The sequence below is a fragment of the Butyrivibrio sp. MC2021 genome, from assembly GCF_000621605.1.
Lineage (GTDB): Bacteria > Bacillota > Clostridia > Lachnospirales > Lachnospiraceae > Butyrivibrio.
Genome location: NZ_JHXX01000005.1, coordinates 64,587 through 89,523 on the forward strand (window position 1 = coordinate 64,587; position 24,937 = coordinate 89,523).

At 49.0% G+C, this 24,937-nt stretch carries 20 protein-coding genes; 18 read left to right on the forward strand and 2 right to left on the reverse strand.

What is annotated here, in order from left to right:
* Positions 1 to 17: 17 nt before the first annotated feature.
* Entirely contained in the window at positions 18 to 3,512 is a 3,495-nt protein-coding gene (locus T359_RS0111055) for a GH25 family lysozyme (RefSeq protein WP_081795552.1), read from the forward strand.
* A 69-nt stretch (positions 3,513 to 3,581) separates the two neighbouring features.
* Here the strand turns inward: T359_RS0111055 and T359_RS0111060 are convergent, their stop codons facing one another.
* Positions 3,582 to 5,609: a methyl-accepting chemotaxis protein gene (locus tag T359_RS0111060; RefSeq protein WP_026517545.1), complete on the reverse strand. Its 2,028-nt coding sequence runs from the start codon at positions 5,607 to 5,609 to the stop codon at positions 3,582 to 3,584.
* 214 nt (positions 5,610 to 5,823) lie between these two features.
* Here T359_RS0111060 and T359_RS20090 point away from each other — a divergent pair, with 214 nt between their 5' ends.
* Genes T359_RS20090 through rlmD form a run of 7 tightly spaced genes read left to right on the forward strand, consistent with a single transcriptional unit; the run spans position 5,824 to position 14,711 of the window.
* Positions 5,824 to 7,173, forward strand: coding sequence for a S1C family serine protease (locus tag T359_RS20090; RefSeq protein WP_051545290.1), 1,350 nt, complete (start codon positions 5,824 to 5,826; stop codon positions 7,171 to 7,173).
* Between the two features lie 48 nt (positions 7,174 to 7,221).
* Positions 7,222 to 8,166: a 3'-5' exoribonuclease YhaM family protein gene (locus T359_RS0111070; protein WP_026517546.1), complete on the forward strand. Its 945-nt coding sequence runs from the start codon at positions 7,222 to 7,224 to the stop codon at positions 8,164 to 8,166.
* A gap of 16 nt (positions 8,167 to 8,182) precedes the next feature.
* The gene (locus tag T359_RS0111075) at positions 8,183 to 10,588 is read left to right on the forward strand and encodes an endonuclease MutS2 (protein ID WP_026517547.1); all 2,406 of its coding nucleotides are present in this window, start codon (positions 8,183 to 8,185) and stop codon (positions 10,586 to 10,588) included.
* Between the two features lie 22 nt (positions 10,589 to 10,610).
* Positions 10,611 to 11,312, forward strand: a complete 702-nt coding sequence (locus T359_RS0111080; protein WP_026517548.1) for a response regulator transcription factor — start codon at positions 10,611 to 10,613, stop codon at positions 11,310 to 11,312.
* Complete coding sequence (locus T359_RS0111085) at positions 11,313 to 12,746, forward strand: sensor histidine kinase (protein ID WP_026517549.1); 1,434 nt, start codon at positions 11,313 to 11,315, stop codon at positions 12,744 to 12,746.
* A gap of 7 nt (positions 12,747 to 12,753) precedes the next feature.
* On the forward strand, positions 12,754 to 13,248 hold the full coding sequence (locus T359_RS0111090; protein WP_026517550.1) for a tRNA (cytidine(34)-2'-O)-methyltransferase: 495 nt from the start codon (positions 12,754 to 12,756) through the stop codon (positions 13,246 to 13,248).
* A gap of 14 nt (positions 13,249 to 13,262) precedes the next feature.
* Complete coding sequence (rlmD, locus tag T359_RS0111095) at positions 13,263 to 14,711, forward strand: 23S rRNA (uracil(1939)-C(5))-methyltransferase RlmD (protein WP_242839084.1); 1,449 nt, start codon at positions 13,263 to 13,265, stop codon at positions 14,709 to 14,711.
* A gap of 118 nt (positions 14,712 to 14,829) precedes the next feature.
* Here rlmD and T359_RS22500 read toward each other — a convergent pair whose 3' ends face one another.
* A complete protein-coding gene (locus tag T359_RS22500; RefSeq protein ID WP_155840098.1) occupies positions 14,830 to 14,982 on the reverse strand; it encodes a hypothetical protein in 153 nt (50 codons plus the stop codon).
* Between the two features lie 189 nt (positions 14,983 to 15,171).
* Here T359_RS22500 and T359_RS0111105 point away from each other — a divergent pair, with 189 nt between their 5' ends.
* From T359_RS0111105 to T359_RS0111150, 10 genes are all read left to right on the forward strand, one after another.
* Positions 15,172 to 16,677 (forward strand): hypothetical protein, encoded by a 1,506-nt coding sequence (locus T359_RS0111105; RefSeq protein WP_026517552.1) that lies wholly within the window; start codon positions 15,172 to 15,174, stop codon positions 16,675 to 16,677.
* Positions 16,678 to 16,791: 114 nt separating this feature from the next.
* Complete coding sequence (locus T359_RS0111110) at positions 16,792 to 17,883, forward strand: PTS transporter subunit IIC (RefSeq protein ID WP_026517553.1); 1,092 nt, start codon at positions 16,792 to 16,794, stop codon at positions 17,881 to 17,883.
* Between the two features lie 20 nt (positions 17,884 to 17,903).
* Positions 17,904 to 19,337 carry an MBOAT family O-acyltransferase gene (locus T359_RS0111115; protein WP_026517554.1) on the forward strand — a complete coding sequence of 478 codons (1,434 nt, stop codon included), beginning with the start codon at positions 17,904 to 17,906 and terminating at the stop codon, positions 19,335 to 19,337.
* Positions 19,338 to 19,357: 20 nt separating this feature from the next.
* Positions 19,358 to 20,395 (forward strand): hypothetical protein, encoded by a 1,038-nt coding sequence (locus T359_RS0111120; RefSeq protein ID WP_026517555.1) that lies wholly within the window; start codon positions 19,358 to 19,360, stop codon positions 20,393 to 20,395.
* A gap of 12 nt (positions 20,396 to 20,407) precedes the next feature.
* Positions 20,408 to 20,857: a restriction endonuclease gene (locus T359_RS0111125; RefSeq protein ID WP_035784313.1), complete on the forward strand. Its 450-nt coding sequence runs from the start codon at positions 20,408 to 20,410 to the stop codon at positions 20,855 to 20,857.
* The gene (locus T359_RS0111130) at positions 20,857 to 21,672 is read left to right on the forward strand and encodes a DNA-3-methyladenine glycosylase family protein (protein ID WP_035784315.1); all 816 of its coding nucleotides are present in this window, start codon (positions 20,857 to 20,859) and stop codon (positions 21,670 to 21,672) included. The genes T359_RS0111125 and T359_RS0111130 overlap by 1 nt, the downstream gene beginning before the upstream one ends.
* A gap of 45 nt (positions 21,673 to 21,717) precedes the next feature.
* Positions 21,718 to 22,158 carry a YaaR family protein gene (locus T359_RS0111135; RefSeq protein ID WP_026517558.1) on the forward strand — a complete coding sequence of 147 codons (441 nt, stop codon included), beginning with the start codon at positions 21,718 to 21,720 and terminating at the stop codon, positions 22,156 to 22,158.
* Positions 22,159 to 22,229: 71 nt separating this feature from the next.
* On the forward strand, positions 22,230 to 23,276 hold the full coding sequence (locus T359_RS0111140) for a DNA polymerase III subunit (protein ID WP_026517559.1): 1,047 nt from the start codon (positions 22,230 to 22,232) through the stop codon (positions 23,274 to 23,276).
* Complete coding sequence (locus tag T359_RS0111145; protein ID WP_026517560.1) at positions 23,273 to 24,208, forward strand: PSP1 domain-containing protein; 936 nt, start codon at positions 23,273 to 23,275, stop codon at positions 24,206 to 24,208. The genes T359_RS0111140 and T359_RS0111145 overlap by 4 nt, the downstream gene beginning before the upstream one ends.
* A gap of 82 nt (positions 24,209 to 24,290) precedes the next feature.
* Positions 24,291 to 24,935 (forward strand): tRNA1(Val) (adenine(37)-N6)-methyltransferase, encoded by a 645-nt coding sequence (locus T359_RS0111150; protein ID WP_442856234.1) that lies wholly within the window; start codon positions 24,291 to 24,293, stop codon positions 24,933 to 24,935.
* The last annotated feature ends 2 nt before the right edge of the window (positions 24,936 to 24,937 follow it).

Below are 24,937 nucleotides of genomic sequence, written 5' to 3' on the forward strand. Positions count from 1 at the left end.
TTATAACGAGGAGAAGTATGAAGAAAAGGATTTGTGCATTAATACTTAGTTGTATGGTGGCCTTTACCGGGATGCCGGTAAGCGCTGCAGAGGATACAACGGAAGAGATAATTATTGACAGTGATGCCGATTTTGTGGATTACGAAAGCCCGGAAACGGAGACAGTCGAGGATGGTTTGGAGTCAGACTCCGATTTGGAGGAGTGGCTTCAGAGATACAACCTGACCATGAACGAGGACGGGGACTATCAGAGCATCGATGAGGAGGGACAGGTCTGGACCTACTACAGCGATGATCCGGAGCTTTACAAATATTTCCCCAGGGAAGAGACGGAGCAGGATTCCATTCCCCTTCTGCTTCCCGAGGATGGGGATTATTCTTTTTTATCAGGTGGGAATACTGACCCCCATGTATTCAAACTCAATCCCAGTCGGAAATACAGTTACCCCAAGTATTACAAGACTGATGATGACAGCAAGAGAGTGGATATCCACTACGGAATAGATATTTCCTCCTATCAGAAAAATGTTTCCCTGGAAAGCTTTCAGCGAATGAAAAATGAATACGGCATAGAGTTCGTATTTATCAGAGCAGGCCTTAGAGGCTGGGGCGATGCGGGCAATATGAAGCCCGATGACTGCTTTGCCAATAACGCTCAGAATGCAGCTGCAGCAGGACTTAAGGTGGGAGCGTACTTCTTTTCCCAGGCTACATCAGAGGACGAAGCCAGAGAGGAAGCGGAGTATTGTGATGACCTCATAGAGCCCTACAAAAATATCCTGAAGCTCCCGGTTATCATTGACTACGAATACAGCGGAGACCCGGGACGACTTCGTAAGGCGGGACTTACCCCTGAGCAGCATACAGCGATCGTAAACCGCTTCTGCTCCGTCATGAGAAGCAAAGGCTACAGTGCCGGAATCTATGCCAACAAGAGCATGCTTGCCCAGGACATGGTGCTGTCGGATATAAATTCTTCCAATTACATCTGGATGGCCAATTACGTGGAACCCAATTCCGCAGGGATTTATGAGACCAGCTACAGCGGAAGGCTGGAGGCCTGGCAGTTCACCAGCTCCTTTACAGGCTTTCCCTCAGGAATGGTGGGCACTGCCAACGTGGATTTTGATTTCTGGTTCGGACCTTTTTCCAGAGTCAGCGACCAGTTGAAATATGATGCCAACGGCGGAACCGGCAAAACCGCAGCCACCAAGGGCTACACAGAGCAGGATGTCACCGTGGCCAAGTGCGGCTTTACCAATGCGGGCCACGAATTCGTGAAATGGAATACCGCAGCTGACGGCAGCGGTGATTCCTATCAGCCCGGAAATAAATATACTCTCACTGAGGGCGAAGATCTTCTGTATGCCATCTGGGAGATACAGTACTACACCCTGACCTTTGACAGCCGCGGAGGCAGCAGCGTTGACAGCGTTACTGCGGTTTATGATTCTCTAATAGGAGAACCCAAGGCACCGGTTCTCAAGGACTATATCTTTACAGGCTGGTACAAGGATGCGGCCTGCACTCTTTTGTGGGACTTTGAAAATGACAGACTTCGCCGGGACACCGTGCTCTATGCCGGCTGGAAGCTGGAGGAGAAGCTGGACTGGGGAGACCTGGATCTTCCTGAGAACGCCGATATCAAGGCCCTGTACGAGAGCCCTGATCAGGCCCCTCTTGAGATCATGGTTTACGACGTGGAAAAGAGCGTAAGCTACACAGGAAAGCCTGTGACCTTCCCGGGAATAAGAGTCTTTTACGGGAAAAAGCAGTTAAGGCCTGCTACAGACTATACTGTTAAATACAAGAACAATACCAACGCAGGAACAGCAAGGCTTATCATAACAGGCAAGGGTAACTACGACAGCACCAGAACTGTGGAGTTTGAGATCGCACCTCTGGAGATCACAGGAAAGGTCATGGCTCCAGATATCAGGCTTTCATACACCGGCAAAGTCCAGAAGGGCAAGACCGATGTATCCTATATTAAAGAGGACGGCTCCGGAACAACACTTCTTACAGCGGGCAAGGATTATGACTACAGCTATCAGGGAGACTTAAAGGGTAGAGCAGATGAGGACACAGACTATATCGTGACCGTGATAGGTAAGGGCAATTACAAAGGAACAGCCACCTTTACCGAGACGATCCTCAAAAAGCAGACAGAGCAGATTCCTGTAAGCAAGCTGAAGGTAAAGGCCATCAAAGCCCAGAAACTTGCTCTGGATGAGGAAGGAAAGCTCCAAAGTGCGGAACCCCTCCTTACAGTGACCTATAAAAAGGCGCCTGTAGCCTTAAGCGAAGAGGACGGCTATGTCATTGAGAAGTACACCGACAACGACAGGGCCGGCACCGCATCGGTATATATCCGGGGAACCGGCAGATTTACAGGAACCGCCAGGTTCACCTTCAAGGTCAGCGCGATTCCCATGAAGAATGTGAAGGTAGAGGGAATCAGCCCGCAGAAGGACTTTACAGGAAGCCCCGTTACCCAGGAGGGCAATTACAGACTCACTTACACAAGTCCTGAGGGAAGAACTTTCGAGCTGAGAGAGGGAGAGCATTTTGAAGTCTCCTATCTTAACAATATCAAGGCAGGAAAAAAGGCTTCAGTGGTATTTACCGGAATAGGAGCCTTTGGTGGCACTAGCAAAAAGTCTTTTACCATAAATAAAGTGTCCCTGGGCAGCGGCACTGTGAAAAGCCCTGAGATCACAGTGGGACTGGAAAAGATTCAGTACTACAGCATGGGCGGCGTAAAGCCCCAGGTGAGCCTTGAGTATAACAAGGACGACGTCAGCTACAAGCTGGTAAAGGGCAAGGACTACAGCCTTAAATATGCCAATAACACAGCAGTGACCGGTGCAGGAAGCAAGGCCTCCGTCACCATAACCGGCAAGGGAAGCTTTAAGGGAAGCATCAAAGAGGAATTTGAGATAAAGCCAGAGAACCTGGGAATCCTTAAGGTCACCGCTTCTGATGTGGTTTATAAATACAAGAAAAACATCTGCAAGACCACAGTGACCATCACCGACCTTCAGGGCAAAAAGCTGGCGGTGGGCACGGATTTCAGTAAGAAGATTCAGTATACCTACGCCCAGGCAGTGGAGGTTAACGGAGAAATCAGAAATGAGGGAGACTTCGTTCTTTCCACGGACATCGTTCCGCCGGGAACCCGCATCAAAGCTACGGTTATAGGTATCGGTAATTTCCAGGGAGAGGGCAGTGCCATTTTCCGTTTTGTGGGAACCAGCATAGCCGGTGCCAAGGTCAAGATCGCCGATCAGTATTACACAGGACGTCCGGTTTATCTTGATAAGGATGACATCATTTCCGTGACTCTGGGAAAAGAGCTGATACTTCCTGAGAACTACGAGATTGTACCGGGAAGCTATGTGAACAATATAAATAAGGGAACCGCATCTGTCACACTTCGCGGAGTGGGGGACTATGGCGGAACCGTTACGGCAACCTTCAAGATAGCGCCAAAGAGCATAACAACAAAATAAGAGAATAAAAATCGGGACGGCTCCCTGTTTACCGGGGAACCGTCCCGTTTAATATATTTAAAGGATGTATTATGACTTGAAGAATTCCATTTCCTTATTGAGTTCCTCGGCAACATCTTTCAGGCTGCTGGCGGAACCTGCAAGGGTAGTAACTGTTGCGGAGAGCTCCTGCATGGAAGCACCGGTCTCTTCTGAGGATGCTGCATTCTCTTCGGAGATGGCGCTCAGAGCACTCATGGTGTCAACAACGGCATTCTTGGAAGATTCGCAGGTGTCTGCACCCTGGGAGATAAGCTTTACTCCGCCTACGGTGCTGCTGATATCAGCTAACATTCCGTTAACGGCGTCAAGGGTCTCACCGAGAGCGATCTGCTGATCCTGGTTGCCCTGCTTAACGTCCTCAGCGGCCTGAACTGCAGCCTGGGACTGGTCGAGAAGGATATCCATCTCTTTTCTGATATCATCAGCCATTTCCTTGGAGTCATCTGCAAGCTTACCGATCTCCTCAGCAACAACCGCAAAGCCTTTTCCTGCTTCGCCGGCTCTTGCGGCCTCGATGGAGGCGTTCAGTGACAGAAGGTTGGTCTGGGTGGCGATGGATGCGATACCCTCAACCTTGTTGTTGATATTAGCAACAGCTTCCTGAGTAGCTGCGATAGTCTTTGAGATCTCGTCGATCTTGGCTGTCATTCCGGCTGAGGAATCCTGCAGTGAAGAAAGGGAATTGCTGGAAACTTCTGAAGCTTCCTTCATCTTTTCTGCCAGATTGGAGAGACTGTCTGTTGAGGACTGAACATCGGCAACCGCATCGCCGATTCTTCCTACATTCTCAGAAGCGTTCTGAATCTCGTCAGCCTGCTGGGTAGCACCGGAAGCAATTTCCTGAACCGCATTGGATACGTCCTCTGCGGTCTGGGAGATCTGATTGGCCATATCCGAGAGTTCCTCGGAGGAACTGCCCACACTGGCAGCTGAGGATTTGATATTTGTAACTATGGCGCTCAGTCTGTCTACAACAGTGTTGGTGCTGTTTATCATAAGGCCGAACTCGTCTTTTCGACCTTGGAATTTATCTATCTTATGGAAACGACCTTCTGCCAGTTCTGCTAAAGATTCGCTGACAACGTTGAGAACGTCGGTAAAGGCTTTTCCTACAAATACAGAGATCACGGCTACAATGATGGCCATTACAACAGCCAGAACTATGAGGATCATAGCGGACTGTCTTGCAGAAGCAAGAACGGAGTTGGAATCTGTTGCTGCACATACCATGAAGCCGGTGTTGGGCTCTTTTGAATATGCAACATAGGCATCATAGCCCTTGCCGGTATCGACAAAGTAGAAACCGCTGTCCTTGCCGGAGGTCATGAACTCAGATTTATCTCTCATTTCCTCTTCATGCTCACCGTTTCCGATCTTATACTGGGAATGAGCGGCAACACGGCCTGTTCTGTCAACGATAAAGGCATCCTTGGCCTCTTTTTCCAGGAAAGTATGAAGGTCATCCAGATTGTAGTTTCTCTGGATGATGGCGTAAACATTGGTTCCGTCGGTGACAGGAGCTGAGAAGGTAACCTGTCTGGCACCGGTGGAAGAACTGATGATTACGTCAGAAATATAGGCATGACCTGCCATTGCCTGCTTGAAATAATCTCTTTCATGAACATCAACCAGCTTACCGCCATCAGTACGGAAGAGCTGCATGCCGTCTGCGCCGGTGAGAGTTGTGGCATTGCCGTCATTAAGAACCGAATCTACACCCTGAAGTGTACTTAGGATAACGTCGTCTCCGATACCGGCTTCAGGAGCTGTAACATACGCGATGATGGTAGGGTTTTGCCCGGCCTGACGGATAAGGTCCATGTTCTGCTCAATAATGGACTCGAAGGAAGCCCTGATATAAACTGCCTGCCATTCCAGGGATTCCTGGGCATCCTTCATGGCTTTGTTGGTGGAAGTGAAGTAGCTCACCGCGGTGGAAATTACCAAGGGAACCACTGCTATAGCCACCAGCAGCATAATGAGTAAGCTTTTGATACTGTTAAAAAAACCGATTTTTGGAGCATTTGTTTTCTTCTCTTTGATTTCTTTCGCCATAATACCCTCCATTTTTGCCATTAAGGCATCGTATACAAGGATTATAGTCCAAATTATAAAGAAAAGTTATCAGTTTAGCGTATTATAATAAACATTTAATACTTTATTGACCAATCCGCAGTAAACGATTTCGGTTAGTAGCCTCCGAGAAGTATGCTATAATGTTGAAGTATAGGTGCAAAATGCCCAAAATATAAGCAAAGAAGGTTATATTATGCCCCTTAATAACGACGAGAATAAAAAGGCACCCCTGGCCAATACTGACTTTATCAGCGAGAAGATAAAGCAGCGTCCCATCAATAAAAAGAAGCTCTTTCGGAGAACCATGATAACGGTGACTCTGGCAGTGCTGTTTGGCATAGTTGCCTGTTTCACATTTCTTTTTCTTCAGCCTGTTTTCAGTGACAGGATGTTCCCGGAAAAGGAGCCTGAGGAGGTATCATTTCCTGCGGAATCAGCCAGTGACGAGCTGACACCGGAGGAGATGTTTGCGGATGACAACGAGATTGCCGCCAGTGAGGCTCAGAGCTTTGAAGCCAGCCAGAAGGATCAGATCGATGAAGCCATTGCTTCCTACGCCTTTGATTCTTCCGATTACGGCAAGATGATGAATTCTCTTAAGGATCTGGCCACCACCGCCAACCGCAGCATGGTTAAGGTAACTGCAGTGACCAGCGATGCCAACTGGTTCAGCGAATCCTTTGAAAACAGCGGAACCACCTCCGGTGTTATTGTGGCGGACAACGGCATCAGCATTTTTATCCTGGCACCCTACAGCGCGGTGGAGGAAGCAGAGAGCATCAGGGTTACCTTCTGTGATAACACTTCAGCCCAGGCCACTATACGCCTGGCGGATTCCATCAGCAGATTCTGCGTTATAACAGTGAGACATTCCGTTATTCCTGATGGCACCATGGATCATATTCTTGTGGCGCCCCTTGGAAGCTCCAATTCCAACAGCATCACCGGAAGACCGGTAATCGCGGTGGGAAGCCCCATCGGAGTCCAGGATTCCATAGCTTACGGCATCATCACTTCTGAAAAGATGCCCCTGGACATGGCGGATTCGGATTACAAGCTCCTGACCACCGACATCCTTGGAAGCAGCTCCGGCAGCGGTGCACTGATCAACTTGACAGGACAGGTTGTGGGAATAATCGATATGTCCCATGCCACGGAGGATCTCAAGAACAATATCTGTGCGGTGGGAATTACTGAGCTTAAGAGCCTTATCGAGGACCTTTCCAATCTTCACGAAAGGGCATACCTGGGAGTTCACGGAACCACGATTCCTGATGATATCCGGGCGCAGCAGAACATTCCTGCGGGAGCCTATATAACCCAGACAGAGCTTAACTCCCCGGCCATGAAGGCGGGCATTCAGAGCGGCGATATCATAACTGCCATAGATGACGTGGAAGTTGCGAGTTATGAACTTTTGGTTAATAAGCTTGCAGGCTTTAAACCGGATGATATAATTACAGTTACTGTTATGAGACAGGCGCCTTCCGACTATATCAGCCTTGATATTGAGGTGACTTTGGAGAGCTCCACCCATAATTGATTTTTGGAAAAATAAATATTTTTTAGATTTAGAAATGAGGAAATATTAATGAAGTTCATCAAGGACATGAAACCCGGCGACAGAGTTGCAGATATCTATATGTGTAAGCACAAGCTTTCCGCCACCACCAAGAACGGCAAGGAGTACTATTCTGTAACCCTTCAGGACAAGACCGGAACCGTGGACGCCAAGGTCTGGGAGCCCAACAGCGAAGGAATAGATGAGTTCGATGACACCGACTGCATCGACGTATTCGGTGAAGTTACCAGCTTTAACGGAGCTCTCCAGGTCAATATAAAAAGAGCAAGAAAGTGCCGGGAGGGTGAGTTTGATCTCGCTCTTTATCTTCCCGTATCCTCCAAGGACATCGAGGTGATGTACAAGGAGCTTCTGGGAATCATCGGCACCATCGAGAATACATATCTGAAGCAGCTTTTAGAGCTTTTCTTTGTAAAAGACGACAGCTTTATCACTTTGTTTAAAAAAAGCAGTGCTGCCAAGACAGTGCACCACGCCTTTATCGGCGGACTTCTGGAGCACACCTTGAGTGTGACCAAGCTCTGCAACTACTATTGCACAGCATATCCCATGCTTAAAAGGGACCTGCTTCTCACCGCAGCTATGTGCCACGACATCGGTAAGGTAAGAGAGATCAGCCTTTTCCCTGTTAACGATTACACCGACGAGGGACAGTTCCTGGGACACATCGTCATGGGCTGTGAGATGATCGGTACCAAGGCAAGCCTTATTCCCGGTTTCCCTGAGCTTTTGAAGCAGCAGCTCCAGCACTGTATCCTGGCCCATCACGGGGAGTTCGAGTACGGCTCACCCAAGAAGCCTTCCATCATCGAGGCGGTTGCCCTTAATATGGCAGACAACACCGATGCCAAGATGGAGACCTTTACAGAGCTTCTTGGCAATATCACCGAGCCCGGCTGGCAGGGATACAACAAATTCTTTGAAACCAATATTTTTCAGACCAAGATAGACTAATAAGGACCAGACACCAATGAATCAAAAAGCACTACACGTACTTGAGTACGACAAAATTATAGAAAGGCTCACTGACCATGCCAGCTCCGAACCGGGCCGGAAGATGTGCCGTGAGCTGGTTCCAAGTTCCGATATTAAAGAGATCAGAAAGAACCTGGAAAAGACAGGTGACGCCATCGCCAGAATTTTTAAGAAGGGTTCCACCTCTTTTGGCGATAACAGAGATTTCACAGGAAGCCTCAAGGCCCTGAAGATCGGGGCAGCCCTTGATATGGGAGCCCTCCTCAGGCTGGCTTCATTTCTTGACAACGTAAACAGGGTAAAAAGCTACGGCCGTCCCGCCAGAGATGATGAGAACACAGACTCCCTGTCAGAGATGTTCAGCATGCTGGAGCCCCTGACCTTTGTTTCAGCGGAGATCAGACGCTGCATTATTTCCGAGGATGAGATCGCGTCCGACGCAAGCCCCGCCCTTAAGCACATCAGAAGGGGCATCATGCTCACCAACGACCGTATCCATGAGCAGCTCAACAGGATGATCAACGGTTCCCTTCGAACCTACCTGCAGGATGCGGTGGTCACCATGAGAGGCGACAGATACTGTATCCCTGTCCGTTCTGAGCACAAGTCTCAGGTCAGCGGTATTGTCCACGACCAGTCCTCCTCAGGCTCAACACTTTTTATCGAGCCCGCGGCAATTGTAGAGCTGAATAACAAGCTCCGGGAGATGGCACTGCAGGAGCAGGCCGAAATTGAGAAGATCCTTCAGGAGCTCAGCCTAAGGGTTGCGGAGCACGTGGATGACATCAAGTTTGACTCCGATATCATGACGGAGCTGGATTTTGTTTTTGCCAAGGCATCCTATGCCCTGGAGATAAACGGCATGGTTCCTACCTTTAATGAGAATCACGCCATCGACATCAAGAAGGGAAGACACCCTCTTATCGATAAAAAGAAGGTTGTCCCCATCGATGTTTATGTTGGAAAGGATTTTGACATGCTGATAATCACCGGACCTAACACCGGTGGTAAGACTGTAACCCTCAAGACAGTAGGTCTTTTGACACTGATGGGACAGGCCGGTATGGCAATCCCCGCGGGAGACCACTCAGAGCTGTCTGTGTTTGAGGAGGTTTACGCCGACATCGGAGATGAGCAGAGTATCGAGCAGTCACTGTCCACCTTCTCATCCCATATGACCAATACTGTTTCCATCCTGGAGAACGCCGACGAGAATTCGCTTTGTCTTTTCGACGAGCTGGGTGCAGGAACTGATCCCACAGAGGGTGCGGCCCTTGCCATTTCCATACTGAACGACCTCCATTCCAGGGGCGTTCGCACCATGGCAACCACCCACTACAGCGAGCTGAAGGTCTATGCCCTGAACACACCGGGCATTCAGAACGCCAGCTGCGAATTTGATGTTGAGTCCCTGCGCCCCACCTACAAGCTTCTTATCGGAATCCCCGGAAAGAGTAACGCTTTTGCTATTTCCCAGAAGCTGGGCCTTCCCGAGAGGATCATCGAGGCCGCCAAGGGACAGATCAGCACCGAGGATAAAAAGTTTGAGGACCTTCTGGCAGATCTTGAGAGAAGCCGCAAGGTCATCGAGAGCGAGAGACTTGAGATAGAGCAGTACAAAAAGGAGACCAAGGAGCTCCATCAGCGCCTGGAGGAAAAGACCGACAAGCTGGACAGACAGCGTGAGGAAATCCTTCGCGAGGCCAACGAGCAGGCAAGAGAGATCCTGCAGGAGGCCAAGGACCTGGCGGACGACACCATCAGGACCTTCAGAAAGGCAGGCCCCGGAGCATCCATCGCAGACCTGGAGAGAGCAAGGACCAGCGTTGGTCAGAAGATCTCTGACAAGAACAAGGCTATTGCAGGTTCCTCCAAGAGCCAGCAGGCCAAGGAGACCCATCCTATCCTCAAGGAGTCACAGCTCAAGCTGGGCGAGTCCGTAAAGATAGTATCCATGGGACTTAAGGGAACCATCAGCTCCAAGCCTGACAAGGACGGCAATCTTTTTGTACAGTGCGGAATCATGAAGACCAAGGCCAATATCCGTGACCTGGTGCTGGTTTCCGATGACGACGGCAAGACTGCCATGAAGAAGTTCTACGGAAGACATACCTCCGGCGGTGGCGGCAAGATGGACCTTTCCAAGGCTGCCAACATCAGAACAGAGATAAATCTTATAGGTAAAAACAGCGATGACGCCATTGCTGCTCTTGATAAATATCTGGACGACGCTTACATGACTCATCTTAATAACGTCAGAGTCGTCCACGGCAAGGGATCCGGTATCCTCAGACAGGCAGTGCACAACTACCTGAAGGGCGTTCCTTATGTGAAGTCCTTCAAGCTTGGGGAATACGGCGAGGGTGATGCCGGCGTTACAATCGTTACTTTTATAAAATGATCATTATTGCGGGGGTTATACGATGGTAAACAAACAGAAAATCTTAATTGTTGATGATGACAACAATATCGCAGAGCTGATCTCTCTTTACCTTATCAAGGAGTGCTTCGAGACCAGGATCTGCAATGACGGTGAGTCTGCGATCAACACCTATGACACCTTTAATCCGGACCTTATTCTTCTTGATCTGATGCTTCCGGGAATCGACGGATACCAGGTCTGCAGGGAGATCAGGACCAGATCCCAGATTCCCATTATCATGCTTTCTGCCAAGGGAGAGGTCTTTGACAAGGTTCTCGGTCTTGAGATGGGAGCTGATGACTACATGGAGAAGCCCTTTGATTCAAAGGAGCTGGTGGCAAGGGTTAAGGCGGTCCTTCGAAGATCCAAGGTACAGGCTCCGGAGCCTGAGAAGCCTAACGACAAGGTGGTAAGATACCCTGATCTTGAGATAAATATGACCAACTACTCCGTAACCTATCAGGGTGAGAGAGTTGATATGCCCCCCAAGGAACTGGAGCTTTTGTATTTCCTTGCGGCTTCACCCAATCACGTTTTTACAAGAGAACAGCTTCTTGACCAGATCTGGGGCTACGAGTACATCGGAGATACCAGAACCGTTGACGTACATATCAAGCGTCTTCGTGAGAAGTTAAGCGATCACGCCAGCTGGCGTCTTGCAACAATCTGGGGAATCGGATACAAGTTTGAGGTACAACAGTAAATGAAGAGAACTCTTTATTTAAAATTTCTGCTGGCCTATCTGCTGTTCGGAATCTTCGGATTCATAGTGGTGGCGACCTTTGTCTACAGCATGACCTACGAGAGGATACGCCGTGACAGGGCTGACACCATGTATCAGATCGCAACCCAGATAGCCAATACCTATGCGGCAGATCTATACAACAGTGAGACCTCACTGGAGGCGGTGCACACGCAGATGGTGGCTCTTTCCAAGTACATGTACGGAGCAACCATCTGGATCATCAACCCCTCGGGCCGACTGGTTCTTGACTCCTCAAGAGTTTTTGGCCCCGGCGATGAGATCGTGGTAAATGGCTTCGACCCCACCGTCACGGGAAGCTACTATTACACCACCGGTGATTTCTTCGGAGCCTTTGACGAGGATATGCTCAGCGTTTTTGCCCCCATAACCGGAGGTTACAAGGTTCAGGCCTATGTGGTGGTACATGAGAGGATAGCTGATATTCAGGTCACTGCCAATGACTTTCTGAATATTTCCTACCTGATGCTGATAGTGCTCTTTCTGCTGTCCATGATAATCCTTATCTTCTTCACGGAGCTGGTGTACGTGCCCCTTCGCAAGATCACCAAGGCCACGGAGCAGTACGCTGCCGGCAATATGGCCTACGAGTTCACTGTGGAGTCCGAGGATGAAATGGGATATCTGGCAGCTTCCCTGGCCTACATGGCAGGCGAAATTGCCCGTCAGGAGGACGACCAGAAGAAGTTCATCGCCAACGTATCCCACGATTTCAGATCTCCCCTCACTTCCATCAAGGGGTATCTGGTGGCAATGCAGGACGGCACCATCCCTGAGGAGATGTACGACAGATATCTTGGCATTGTTATCAACGAGACCGACAGACTTACCAAGCTCACCAACGAGCTTCTTACACTTAACAACCTGAACACCAGGGGCATGCTTCTGGACAAAAGCGATTTTGACATCAACCAGGTAATCCGAAACGTTGCTGCTTCCTTCGAGGGAACCTGCAGGGATAAGCGGATCGCCATTGAGCTGGTGCTGACAGATGAGAAGATGCTGGTCAACGCGGACATCAGCAAGATCCAGCAGGTGCTCTACAACCTTGTGGACAACGCCATCAAGTTCAGTCATCACGATTCCTCCATCAAGATCGAGACCACGGAGAAGCACAGCAAGGTCTTTGTCTCCGTCAAGGACAGCGGAATCGGTATTCCCAAGGAGGACCAGAAGCTTATTTTTGACAGATTCTACAAGTCAGATGCTTCCCGCGGTAAGGACAAGAAGGGAACAGGCCTTGGCCTTTCCATTGTAAAAGAGATAATCAAGGCCCATGAGGAGAACATCAACGTCATCAGTACCGAGGGCGTGGGCACAGAATTTATTTTCTCACTTCCAAAGGCTAAAGCCATGGATGAGGAAGAGGAGTAATTTTTATATGCATATAGTTTTACATCAGCCGGAGATTCCGCAGAACACGGGAAACATCGGAAGAACCTGCGTTGCAACCAACACAAGCCTTCATCTTATCGAGCCCCTGGGCTTTCGCCTCGGGGAAAAAGAGCTAAAGAGGGCAGGAATGGACTACTGGGACAAGCTTGACGTCACCAGATACGTGGACTATCAGGACTTCTGTGAGAAGCACCCGGGAGCGAAGATCTGGTACGCCACCACCAAGGCTAAGAAGGCTTACACGGAAGTGAATTTCGGCATGGACGATTTTATCATGTTCGGAAAAGAGAGCGCCGGAATCCCGGAGGAGATACTGGTGGAGAACGAGGAGACCTGCATCAGGATCCCCATGGGGGAGGAGATCAGGTCCCTGAATCTTTCCAATTCGGTAGCCATTGTGCTCTACGAGGCTCTGAGACAGAACGATTTTGCAGGGCTTGAGAGAGAGGGCGACCTCCACAGATTGCACTGGTCAAATTGATCGAGGTTTATAATATGACAAAAGAGAAGATGCACGTTAAAGACGACATTCTGGAAGTAACAATTACAGATATAGGTAGCGACGGAGAGGGCATAGGCAAGATAGAGGGCTATACCCTCTTTATTAAAGATGCGGTAATCGGAGATACAGTCAGGGCCAAGATCATGAAGGCCAAGAAAAACTACGCCTACGCTCATCTTGAGGAGGTGATTAAGCCCTCCGAGTACAGAGTTGAGCCCAGCTGCCCCATTGCCCGCCAGTGCGGCGGATGTCAGACCCAAAGCATGAGCTACGAGAGGGAGCTTTTGTTCAAGCAGAACAAGGTTCGCAACAATATCGTTCGCCTTGGAGGTTTTGAGGAAGGCTTTGTGGACTCAGTTATGGAGCCCATCATCGGAATGGAGGAGCCCTGGAGATACAGAAACAAGGCTCAGTTCCCCATTGGAAAAGATAAAAACGGCCGCATCATCGCAGGCTTTTACGCAGGAAGGACCCACAGCATCATTCCTGTCAGTGACTGTCTTATAGGCACGGTTGAGAATAAAGAGATCCTGGAAATTATCACAGGACATATGGAGAAGAACAATGTTCAGCCCTATGACGAGAAGTCCGGAAAGGGCCTGGTTCGTCACGTTCTTATCCGCAAGGGTTTTAAGAGCGGACAGATCATGGTCTGCCTTGTAATTAATTACAGGGGGTCAAAGAAGGACGGAGCTGAGTTTATCTCCGGACAAAAGGCGCTTTGCGAGGCTTTGTCCAAGGTTACCGGAATGACCAGCATCTCCGTCAGCATCAACACTGAGAACACCAACGTTATCATGGGCTACGAGATACATACCATCTGGGGAGAGCCCACAATTCGTGACACTCTCTGTGGTCTCGAATTTGAGATTTCTCCACTGTCATTTTTCCAGGTAAATCCTGTCCAGTGCGAGAAGCTCTACGGACAGGCCATTGAGTATGCGGGCCTTACAGGCAAGGAGACCGTATGGGATCTGTACTGTGGTATAGGAACCATTACTCTTTCCATGGCCAAGGCAGCAGGCCACGTCTACGGTGTTGAGATAATAGACGCTGCTATTGAAGATGCTAAGAAGAATGCTGTCCGAAATGGACTTTCAAATGCAGACTTTTTCTGCGGAAAAGCAGAGGAGGTTCTTCCTGATTTCTACGAGAAGCAGATGAAGGAAAACAAAGAGGCCGCCAGCCTCCACCCCGACGTTATCGTGGTGGATCCGCCCCGCAAGGGCTGCGACGAGAAGTGCCTGGAGACCATGCTGAAGATGGGCCCAGACCGCATCGTATATGTCAGCTGCGACAGTGCCACCCTTGCCCGTGACCTTCGAATCCTGGTGGACGGCGGCTACGAGATCAAGAAAGTCAGGCCCTGTGATATGTTCGGGCATACTGTGCATGTTGAAACCGTCGTCCTGTTGACGAAGGCGAGCGGTAGCGAAGGCTGAGTGCTACAGGCGCGGTTGTTCCGGCGAGCTCCGAAGGAGCGAGAGCGGAACTTCCTTGTGAAATAGCGAGTGGAAACAGCGAACCGCTGAAACCGTCCCTACTGGGGCACCTAAACTCTTATGCGTCCTTGTAATCCTCTGCGGATTCACCTGTTACACTGCAGTATTTATCAAGAAGGGCTTTATCGTCCAGCCCCTTAAGTTCATCTGCATTTCCTCCGCCAAACTCAACTATCAGTTTAATTGCCTTTTCTCTGAATTCATCGCTCATACAGGGTACCTCCGGTATTTTTGATTTATTGGAACTGACCATTACATCATACGACATGAATATTACTTCCGCCTTTAAAATCTATTAAAGAAATATTATTTTTTTAGTTTGAGAAAAGCCATAAAATTTCATACAATGATGTAGTATGTTGTGATGACATAAAAACGAAATTTAAAAGGCATAAAATACATGGAAAAAAGGAAACAATTCTTCAAATATTTATACTTCATCCTGGCTGCGGGCCTGTGTCTGATGCTGGCTTCCAGGTCCTCGTTCCTGTATCCGCTGAACAACTGGGACGACGCCAACAGCTACTTCAGCGTGGGCAAAGGAATCTTCAACGGCAGGATGCCCTACAGGGACATTTTTGACCAGAAGGGCATGTATCTGTATTTCTTTTACGGCCTATGTTATCTGGTGTCCCACACCACCTTCCTCGGCGTCTTCATCATGGAGATAATCCTGGGAGCCCTGGATATCGCCGGCTTCTACAGCATCATAAGTCTTTACGGCAAAAAATGTATCGCCTTTGCCCTGGCGCCGGTAGCCTTTGCAGCGACAGTGTGCTCCAGGTGCTTCTGGTGGGGCGGAGCCGCTGAGGAGGTATGCCTTCCCTTCTATATCTGGGGGCTGTATCTTGTGACGGATTATTTTAAAAACAAATATCCCGGGGAGGTCATGTCCTTTAAAACGGTATTCATCAGCGGCATCCTTGCCGGCATGGTGGCCAACATCAAATACACCGGTCTTGGATTTTTCTTCGCCTGGATGATGATGGTTTTCTTCTCCTATGTGGCAGAGAAAGAATTTTTGAAGGGCATAAAGGCCTGTTTTGTCTTCCTTTTTGGCATGTTCGTCCCCTTCGTTCCCTGGATAATCTATTTCGGAGTTCAGGGGGCTCTCTACGAGTGGTACTGGGGATATGTGTATATCAACGTGTTCCTTTACAGCAAGTTTGATGACACCGGAGCGGGGCTTTACGATAAGGTCTACAACCTGGCCAAGGTCCTGTACTGGCGAATCATTGCCAACTGGCAGTATTTCATCTTCGTTATCCCGGGGCTTATGTTTACATTTTTCGGAAAAGGGAAAAAGCTCCTGCAGAGACTTATTGGGCCGGTTCTCTTTGCCTTCACATTCCTGGGCATATTCGGAGGAGGAAGAGAGATTCCATACTACTCCCTGCCCCTTTCAGCATTTGCGGCATTCGGAACCTGCCTTTTAGCGGTGATACTTGAGAAACTTCTTAACACTAATTCAAGGACTTCCCAGACTGTACTTACTGCTCTGTGCCTGGCTTTTTCAGTGGCCTTTGTTTACACAAATTCCATGAACATACCATTTATGAAGGTTTCCAAGGACGACTTTTTCCTTTTCAGATTCAGGGACGAGGTGCTTCAGACGGAGGATCCCACACTGCTGAACGTGGGATGTCTTGACGCGGGACTCTACACCCTCTGTGATATCGTCCCCAGCTGCCGATGGTTCCAGACCCAGACCCTGGATATCGACGAGCCGGAAAATAACCCCTATATGGAGCAGGAGCGCTACGTGAGGGAGGGCCTGGTGGACTATATCCTTGTCAGGGACTACATTCCCGAGTTCATTGACGACCACTACCAGCTCATTGATTCAGAGGATTACGGCTGGTACGGCTACGATTTTACCTACTATCTTTACAAAAAAATTCAATAATGTGCAAAAAACTACTTTTCATAAATCCAATCTATTGATACAATCTATGCTAATGTGAAAAATAGCCGGCGGTGAGAGTACTAAATATAGGGCCGGCGAGGAGAGTGAAAAAGCATGGGAAGTATCAAGAGTTTTTTTAAGAAGAAAGACATCGAAATTTCCTTGAAGCGCTACGGAATTGATGCGCTGGGAGCAATGGCACAGGGACTTTTTTGTTCCTTGCTGATCGGAACCATCATCAACACCATCGGAACACAGTTCCACATTCCGTTCCTGACTCAGACCGTTGCAACAATCGCAGGAACTGACTACACAGTAGGCGGTCTTGCATCTGCTATGAGCGGTCCTGCCATGGCAGTAGCTATCGGATACGCACTTAAGTGTCCACCACTTGTATTGTTTTCAATGATCACTGTTGGCTTTGCAGCTAACGCACTGGGCGGAGCAGGCGGCCCTCTTGCAGTTCTTTTCGTAGCTATTCTTGCTGCGGAATTTGGTAAGGCAGTTTCCAAGGAGACCAAGGTTGATATTCTTGTAACTCCTCTTGTAACCATCGGCGTTGGTGTATTTTTCTCATGGCTTATCGCACCTCCGCTGGGCAAAATCGCTATGAAGCTGGGCGAGCTCATTATGTGGGCAACAGAGCTTCAGCCATTCCTTATGGGAATCCTTGTTTCCGTTATCGTAGGTATGGCACTTACACTTCCGATCTCATCAGCAGCTATCTGCGCAGCCCTTGGCCTTACAGGTCTTGCAGGCGGAGCAGCCGTTGCCGGATGCTGTGCACAGATGGTAGGCTTTGCTGTTATTTCCTTCAAGGAGAATAAGTGGGGCGGCCTTGTTTCACAGGGAATCGGAACATCAATGCTTCAGATGGGTAACATTGTTAAGAACCCCAGAGTTTGGATCGCACCTACACTGGCTTCAGCCATCACAGGTCCTATCGCAACCTGCATCTTCAAGCTCAAGATGAACGGTGCTCCTGTTTCATCAGGAATGGGAACCTGCGGACTGGTAGGTCAGATCGGTGTTTACACAGGCTGGGTTAACGACGTGGCAAGCGGCGCCAAGGCTGCAATCACAGGCTTTGACTGGCTTGGCCTTGTACTTATCTCTTTTGTTCTTCCCGCTGTTTTATCTCTTGCAATCCATGCGGTTGTTAAGAAGCTTGGCTGGGTTAAGGAAGGAGATCTCAAGCTTAACTAACAGAAAGGTACTGACTTTTTATGACCATAACGGCATTTTCTTTTGCATATGCTATAGCTGTTGCCCTGCTGTTCTACATCCTGCGGGGCAGTGCCAGGAAGGTGCTTCTTATGCTGGCAGGCATCTGTTATATCTTCGGACTTAACAGAGCTGCCGGTGTAAGCGTTATTGTGGTGTCAGTTCTGGCCTGGGCAGCAGGCCTTTTAGTGGAAAAGACTGCGGAGCAGGGTAAAAAGAGGCTCTCTTTGGGGATCACCTACGGGGCTATCTTCCTTGCGGCTGCCAGTCTTTTTATTCTTAAATATATTCCTGCCTACTTCGGCAGATTCGCGGAAGACTCAGAGCTTTTCAAAAAGCTCTTCATGCCGGCGGGTTATTCTTTCTATATTTTCCAGGTTATTAGTTATATAGCGGATATCAAGCGGGAGAACGTTCCGGCGGAGAAAAATCCTCTGGATATTATCCTGTATCTTACTTATTTCCCCAAGTTTGTCAGCGGACCCATAGAGAGATGGGAGAATTTTTCCAAGGAGCTGAAAAAAGCATGTGACGCCAGGTTCTTTGATCCTGAGAGATGGAAAAAAGCCCTGTATTTCATGCTCTTTGGATGCTTTATGAAGGTGGTGATCGCAGACAGGCTTGGCATCTACGTGGATAAGCTCTTTGAGGGCTATGCCCAGTGCAGCGGCGTGGTGCTCTTACTTGGTGCCATAGCTTATACATTCCAGATCTACTGCGACTTTGCGGGCTATTCCTATGTGGCCATGGGCCTTTCCAAAATGTTTGATATTGAGCTGATGGTGAATTTTGATCTTCCTTATTGCAGCAGCAATATCACCGAGTTCTGGAGAAGATGGCACATATCCCTTAGCAGCTGGTTTCTTGGTTACATCTACATTCCCCTGGGGGGCAACAGAAAAGGCAATTTCAGAAAAGTACTGAACACCATGATCGTATTCCTTGTGTGCGGCATGTGGCACGGAGCGGGATTTAACTTCATTTTCTGGGGACTTCTCCACGGGATTTATTCAGCCTTTGACCTGGAGGCCAGAAAGAGAAAATGGACCGCAATTAGAAGCGGCGTCTCCGGAAGGCTCATAACCTTCATAGAAGCGGCCTTCGCCTGGATCTTTTTCAGGGCCACCTCCTTTACCGGAGCCTTGAGATACATAGCTTCTATCGTTACCAATGGCTTCTGGTTCAAGACTTTTACAGAAGAAATGGAAAATCTCCAGCTTAAGACTGTGGAGATATGGGTGATGGCGATACTTGTTGTTATCATCAGTGTTTTGGACAGATTCGCCTACAACAGACAGACCAACATGCCTGAGATACTGGCAAAGCTTCCCCAGGGAAGGAGATACATCTGTTTTTACCTGTTGGCGGTGGCGATCATTATTTTCGGAATCTATGGCCCGGCTTTGGAATCAAGGCTTATTTACATGGGCTTTTAACATATTTTTGAAAGGATATTATGAAATCTCGGATAGTAAAAGGGATCAAGTTCATAGCGCTTTTACTGGCACTTTCGGTGACCTTTGTTTTTGCGGACAGGCTTCTTAGCTTCAAGACCATCCATGGCATCCGCCAGGCCAGGGACCTCTACGCCCAGCCCGAGGACACCATCGATGTGGTTTTCCTTGGCTCCAGCCATGTCCACTACGACATCAACACCGCTCTTTTATGGGAAAACTACGGTATCGCGGCCTACGACTACAGCGCCGCGGAGCAGCCTCTGTGGATCACATATTATTACCTGCAGGAGCTCTGCAAAACTCAGTCTCCCAAGCTGGCGGTGCTGGATCTCTATGCGCCGGCATTGTTCCATGACGAGTATCAGTACTATTATCTGTCGGACAACCTTAACGGCATCAGATTTTCACAGAACAAGATCGACATGATAAAGGCCTCCTGCGAGCCGGACAAGCTCTGGGACTACTTCCCCTCTTTTGTGACCTATCACCTTAGATACAAGGAGTTCAACAAATATGACTTTGAGTATCTTTTCATGTCCCGGGAAAAGAGGCAGGAATTCAAGGGCTTTACCCCTCACTTCAAGACAGAGGTCTTTGAGGAGCCCTACCACGAATATGAGCATGTTACGGATATTCCGGAGAAGACCAGGGAGTATCTGCTGAAGATAATTGCTTTTTGCAGGGAAAACGGCATCGAGCTGTATCTGGTGGTGAATCCCTACTATATCAACTACGAAGAGGCGGGCTGTTACAACAGGATAAAAGAGATCGCCGATGAGCAGGGTGTGCGCTTCGAGGACTTCAACGACTGGTATGACTCCATGGGGCTTGATTTCAGCACATGTCTCAACGACGGATCCCATCTTAACTATCAGGGAAGCTGCGTATATTCCGACTTTTTGGGACAGGTGATAAAAGTGCTTTATGACATTCCCGACAGAAGAGGGGATGAAAAATGGGAGTCCTGGGACAGGCACGCTGAGTACATCCGGGGCCAGGCAGAGAGACAGGACAGCGAAGATATAAACGAAAACTAAAGGGGGCGTCAGATGATAGGACAGATAACATTTCTTTTTATCGGAATGGGTATAGTACTTCTGGCGGTCCTTTTGTTTTGGATCATCAGAAAGCGAAAAAACAGGCCTCTTCCCATGGACGAGATGGAGGGCCACGATTTTGAGTATTACTGTGCGGATCTGCTCAAGGCCAACGGCTTTGTGGAGGCGGAGGTCACCAGGGGCAGCGGAGATTTCGGGGCCGATATATTGGCGGAGAAGGACGGCATAACCTATGCGGTCCAGTGCAAGTGCTACGACAAGCCCATCGGTGTCAAGGCAGTGCAGGAGGTCTACGCCGGCCGTGACTACTACGGCAGAATGGTGGGTGTGGTCATGACCAATCAGTACTTCACCCAGCCTGCGGTGGAGCTGGCCACCAAGCTGAACATCATGCTCTGGGACAGAGGATATCTGGACAGCATGGAGAAAGTAGGAAAATAATGAAGATTACCATAAATGATGATTTTGATCTTTTGAAGATTGCCGACAGCGGCCAGTGCTTCAGGTTTAATGCCTGCGGCGAGGGCTTTACTGTCATGGCTCTTGATAAGTATCTTTTTATAAAGAAGGTCGGAGAAAAGGAGTACGAGCTTAGCTGCAGCGAGGAAGAGTACGAGGGCTTTTGGAAGGAGTACTTCGATCTGGGCTTAAGCTACAGCGAGCTTCGGGGAAGGATAGACCCGGCGGAGGATCCCTACCTCTATGCAGCCGCAGAATATGGCAAAGGAATCAGGATTCTGAAGCAGGACCTCTGGGAGATGCTTATCTCCTTTATCATTTCCCAGAGAAAGAACATTCCCGCCATCAAGGCTTCCATCGAGAAGCTCTGCGCAAAGGTGGGCCGCAAGGCAGGAGAAACACCGGAGGGCGAGATTCTGTACGCTTTCCCCACTGCAAAAGAGATCGCATCCCTGTCTATGGAGGACCTGGCCGCCTGCAGCCTGGGCTATCGCGACAAGTACGTCATGAAGGCCGCCCGGGAAGTTGCCAGCGGCTATGTGGATCTTGAGAGCTGGAAAGACCTGGACGATGCCGGCCTTATGGAGCGCCTCCTGGAGCTCTTCGGCGTAGGCGTAAAGGTGGCCAACTGCGAGATCCTCTTCGGCTACCACAGACTCGACGCCTTCCCCAAAGATGTCTGGATCAACCGCGTCCTGGACCGGCAATATCCCGGCGGCTTCATGTTCGATAAGTATACACCATACAACGGCATAATGCAGCAATACCTATTTTTCTACTCAAGAACCACTATGTAATGGTATAATATCTAGAGGTAGCACGTTGGTTTGGAGGGCGATTTTATGGATATTAAGATTAGTAATATCACACCTACCAATCAGCCCCAGGCACCTGAACAGGTTCAGGAAGCCAATGGGGATTTTAAATTTGTGCTCACAAGTAAGCTTGAGGATACCGGCCTGGCGGAGCGCCTGAACCTGATGCTGGAGGACATAGTCCAGCAGGGGGACCGCATAAAAAAGCGCAACGACATCAAGGACATGCAGCGGTATCGCATACTTATCAAGGATTTCTTAAACGAAGTCGTAACAAGATCCCATGAATTCAGCAGAGAGAACTTCCTGGACAGGAAGGGCCGCCACAGAGTATACGGAATCATCAGACAGGTGGATGATGAGCTGGATGCGCTGGCCAGGGAGCTTGTTAAGGACGAGAAGGACAATATAGCCATTCTGGCTAAGATAGGGCAGATACAGGGACTTTTGCTGGACATATTCACGTAAGACGTGGCAGGAAAAAGGTCATTGGAAGTCATGCTCGATATATAAGTTTGTAATCAGGAGTGGGGACGAAAATGGCAGATTTTTCCGATATCATAGATCAGCAGCAGATGAAGGAGCATATGCAGAATGCTCTTAAGACAGGCAAGGTATCCCACGCCTATATCATCGCAGGGGAGAACGAGTCGGGAAAAGAGTACATCGCCAGGATCTTCGCCAAGGCTCTCCAGTGCGAGCACCGAAGGGACGACGGCAGATACATCGAAGCCTGCAATGAGTGTCCCTCCTGTATCAAGGCACTTTCCGAGAATCACCCGGATATCATCACAATCACCCACGAAAAGCCCAACAGCATAGGTGTAGACGACATCAGGGGCAAGCTCCGTGATGATGTTGTTATACGTCCCTACGAGAGTCAGTACAAGATCTACATCATTCCCGAAGGGGAAAAAATGACTCCCGCGGCTCAGAACGCTCTTTTGAAAACCCTGGAAGAGCCCCCGGCCTACATAGTGATGATAATCCTTACCAATAACATCAACGCATTCCTTCCCACCATCACCAGCAGATGCATAGTGCTTCCCATGAAGCCTGCCAAGGACGACTCCATTACCAGGTTCCTGATGGAGCAGTGTCAGATCGTGGACTACAAGGCCATGGTCTGTGCCTCTTTTGCCAGAGGAAATGTGGGAAAAGCCATAAGCTTAGCCTCCAATGAGAGATTCGACAAGTTAAAGAACGAGACCATAGAGCTAGTAAGCAAGCTGAAAAACCTTGAGATCTACGACATCATGAACAGAGTTCACGCCATTTTGGAGCCCGAGGAGGAAGATTCCAAGACCGCCAAAAAGGGTATCGACCTGGGAGCCCTGGAGGACTTCATGGATGTGCTTCTTTTCCTGTTCAGGGACATGCTGGTCTATAAGGCTACAGGTGAGGATGTTCACTTGATTTTCACCGACAAGGTATCGTATATTAGTAGTGTTACGAAAACTGTCTCCTATCAGGGAATCGACAGTATCATCAAGAACATGGAAACTGCGAAAAATCGCATAAAATCCAATGTTAATATAGATTTAGCCCTGGAGCTGATGCTTCTGGGCATTAAGGAGTATTTATGACAAGAGTAATCGGCGTAAGATTCAGATCCGCCGGAAAGATATATTTCTTTTCACCGGGTAAGTATGAGATCAAGAAGGGTGACCACGTTATCGTAGAGACCGCCAGAGGCGTTGAGTACGGCACCGTAGTGGGAGAGCCCAGGGATATCCCCGACGAGGAGGTTATCAAGCCCCTTAAGACAGTCCTTCGAACAGCCAGCACCAGAGATGATGAGCAGGAAAAGGCCAACAGAGAAAAAGAGAAAGAGGCCTTCAAGATCTGCCTTGAGAAGATCAAAAAGCACAATCTTGAGATGAAGCTCATCGATGCAGAGTACACATTTGATAACAACAAGATTCTTTTTTACTTCACTGCCGACGGCAGAATAGATTTCAGAGAGCTGGTAAAAGATCTGGCTTCTGTCTTCAAGACAAGAATCGAGCTCAGACAGATCGGCGTAAGAGACGAGACCAAGATCATCGGTGGCTACGGCATTTGCGGAAGACCCCTTTGCTGCCACTCATATCTTTCAGATTTCGTGCCGGTTTCCATCAAGATGGCCAAGGAGCAGAGCCTTTCCCTGAACCCCACCAAGATCTCCGGTGTTTGCGGAAGACTTATGTGCTGTCTTAAGAACGAAGAGGACGTATACGAAGAGCTCAACCGCAAGATGCCCGGCGTTGGCGATTTCTGCAAGGCTAAGGACGGCCTTGAGGGCGAGGTTTCCAGCGTTAACATCCTTCGTCAGACCCTGAAGATCCTGGTTGAAGTGGACGACGAGAAGGAAGTACACGAGTACAAGCTGGATGAGATAGAGTTCTTCAAGAAGAAGCAGAAGAAAAAGAACAACAACGGAAAGAAGAGTGCCCAGGAAGCCGAAGAGATGAAGGAACTGGAGGCACTTGAGAAGATAGAGAAACAGGAAGGAAAGTCAAAGCTTGGGGACAATTGATCTTAAGCCCGGTGAACGACTGGACGATCTTCAAAGGAACGGATATAAGATAATTCAGGATCCGGAGAAATTCTGTTTTGGAATGGATGCGGTTTTGTTGTCAGGCTTTGCCTCAGCTCCCGAGGGTGGGAGAGTGCTTGACCTTGGCACCGGAACCGGTATTATTCCTATCCTTATGGCCGCCAAGACCAAGGCTTCAGAGCTGATTGGTCTTGAGATTCAGGAAGAAAGCGCTGATATGGCTAATAGAAGCGTTTTACTTAACGACCTTCAGGATAAAGTTAAAATAGTTAATGGCGATATCAAGGAGGCAGGACATTTATTTGATGCTGCCTCTTTTGACGTTATAACAAGCAATCCGCCCTACATGATAGGAGGCCACGGCCTGCAGAATCCCGACGCCCCCAAGGCCATCGCAAGACATGAGGTTCTCTGCGACCTGGAGGACGTCATCGCGGCAGCAGCCAGATGTCTTAAGAGCGGCGGCAAGTTCTACATGGTCCACAGGCCCTTCAGGCTGGCGGAGATCATGGTTCTCATGCATCAGTACAAGGTGGAGCCCAAGAGGATGCAGTTGGTGTACCCCTACGTTGACAAGGAGCCCAGCATGGTGCTCATAGAGGGAGCCAGAGGCGGCAGGTCCAGACTCACCGTTGAGAAACCCCTGATCATTTACGAGAGTCAGGGCAAGTACACTCCCGAGATCTATGATATCTACGGGTATTGAGG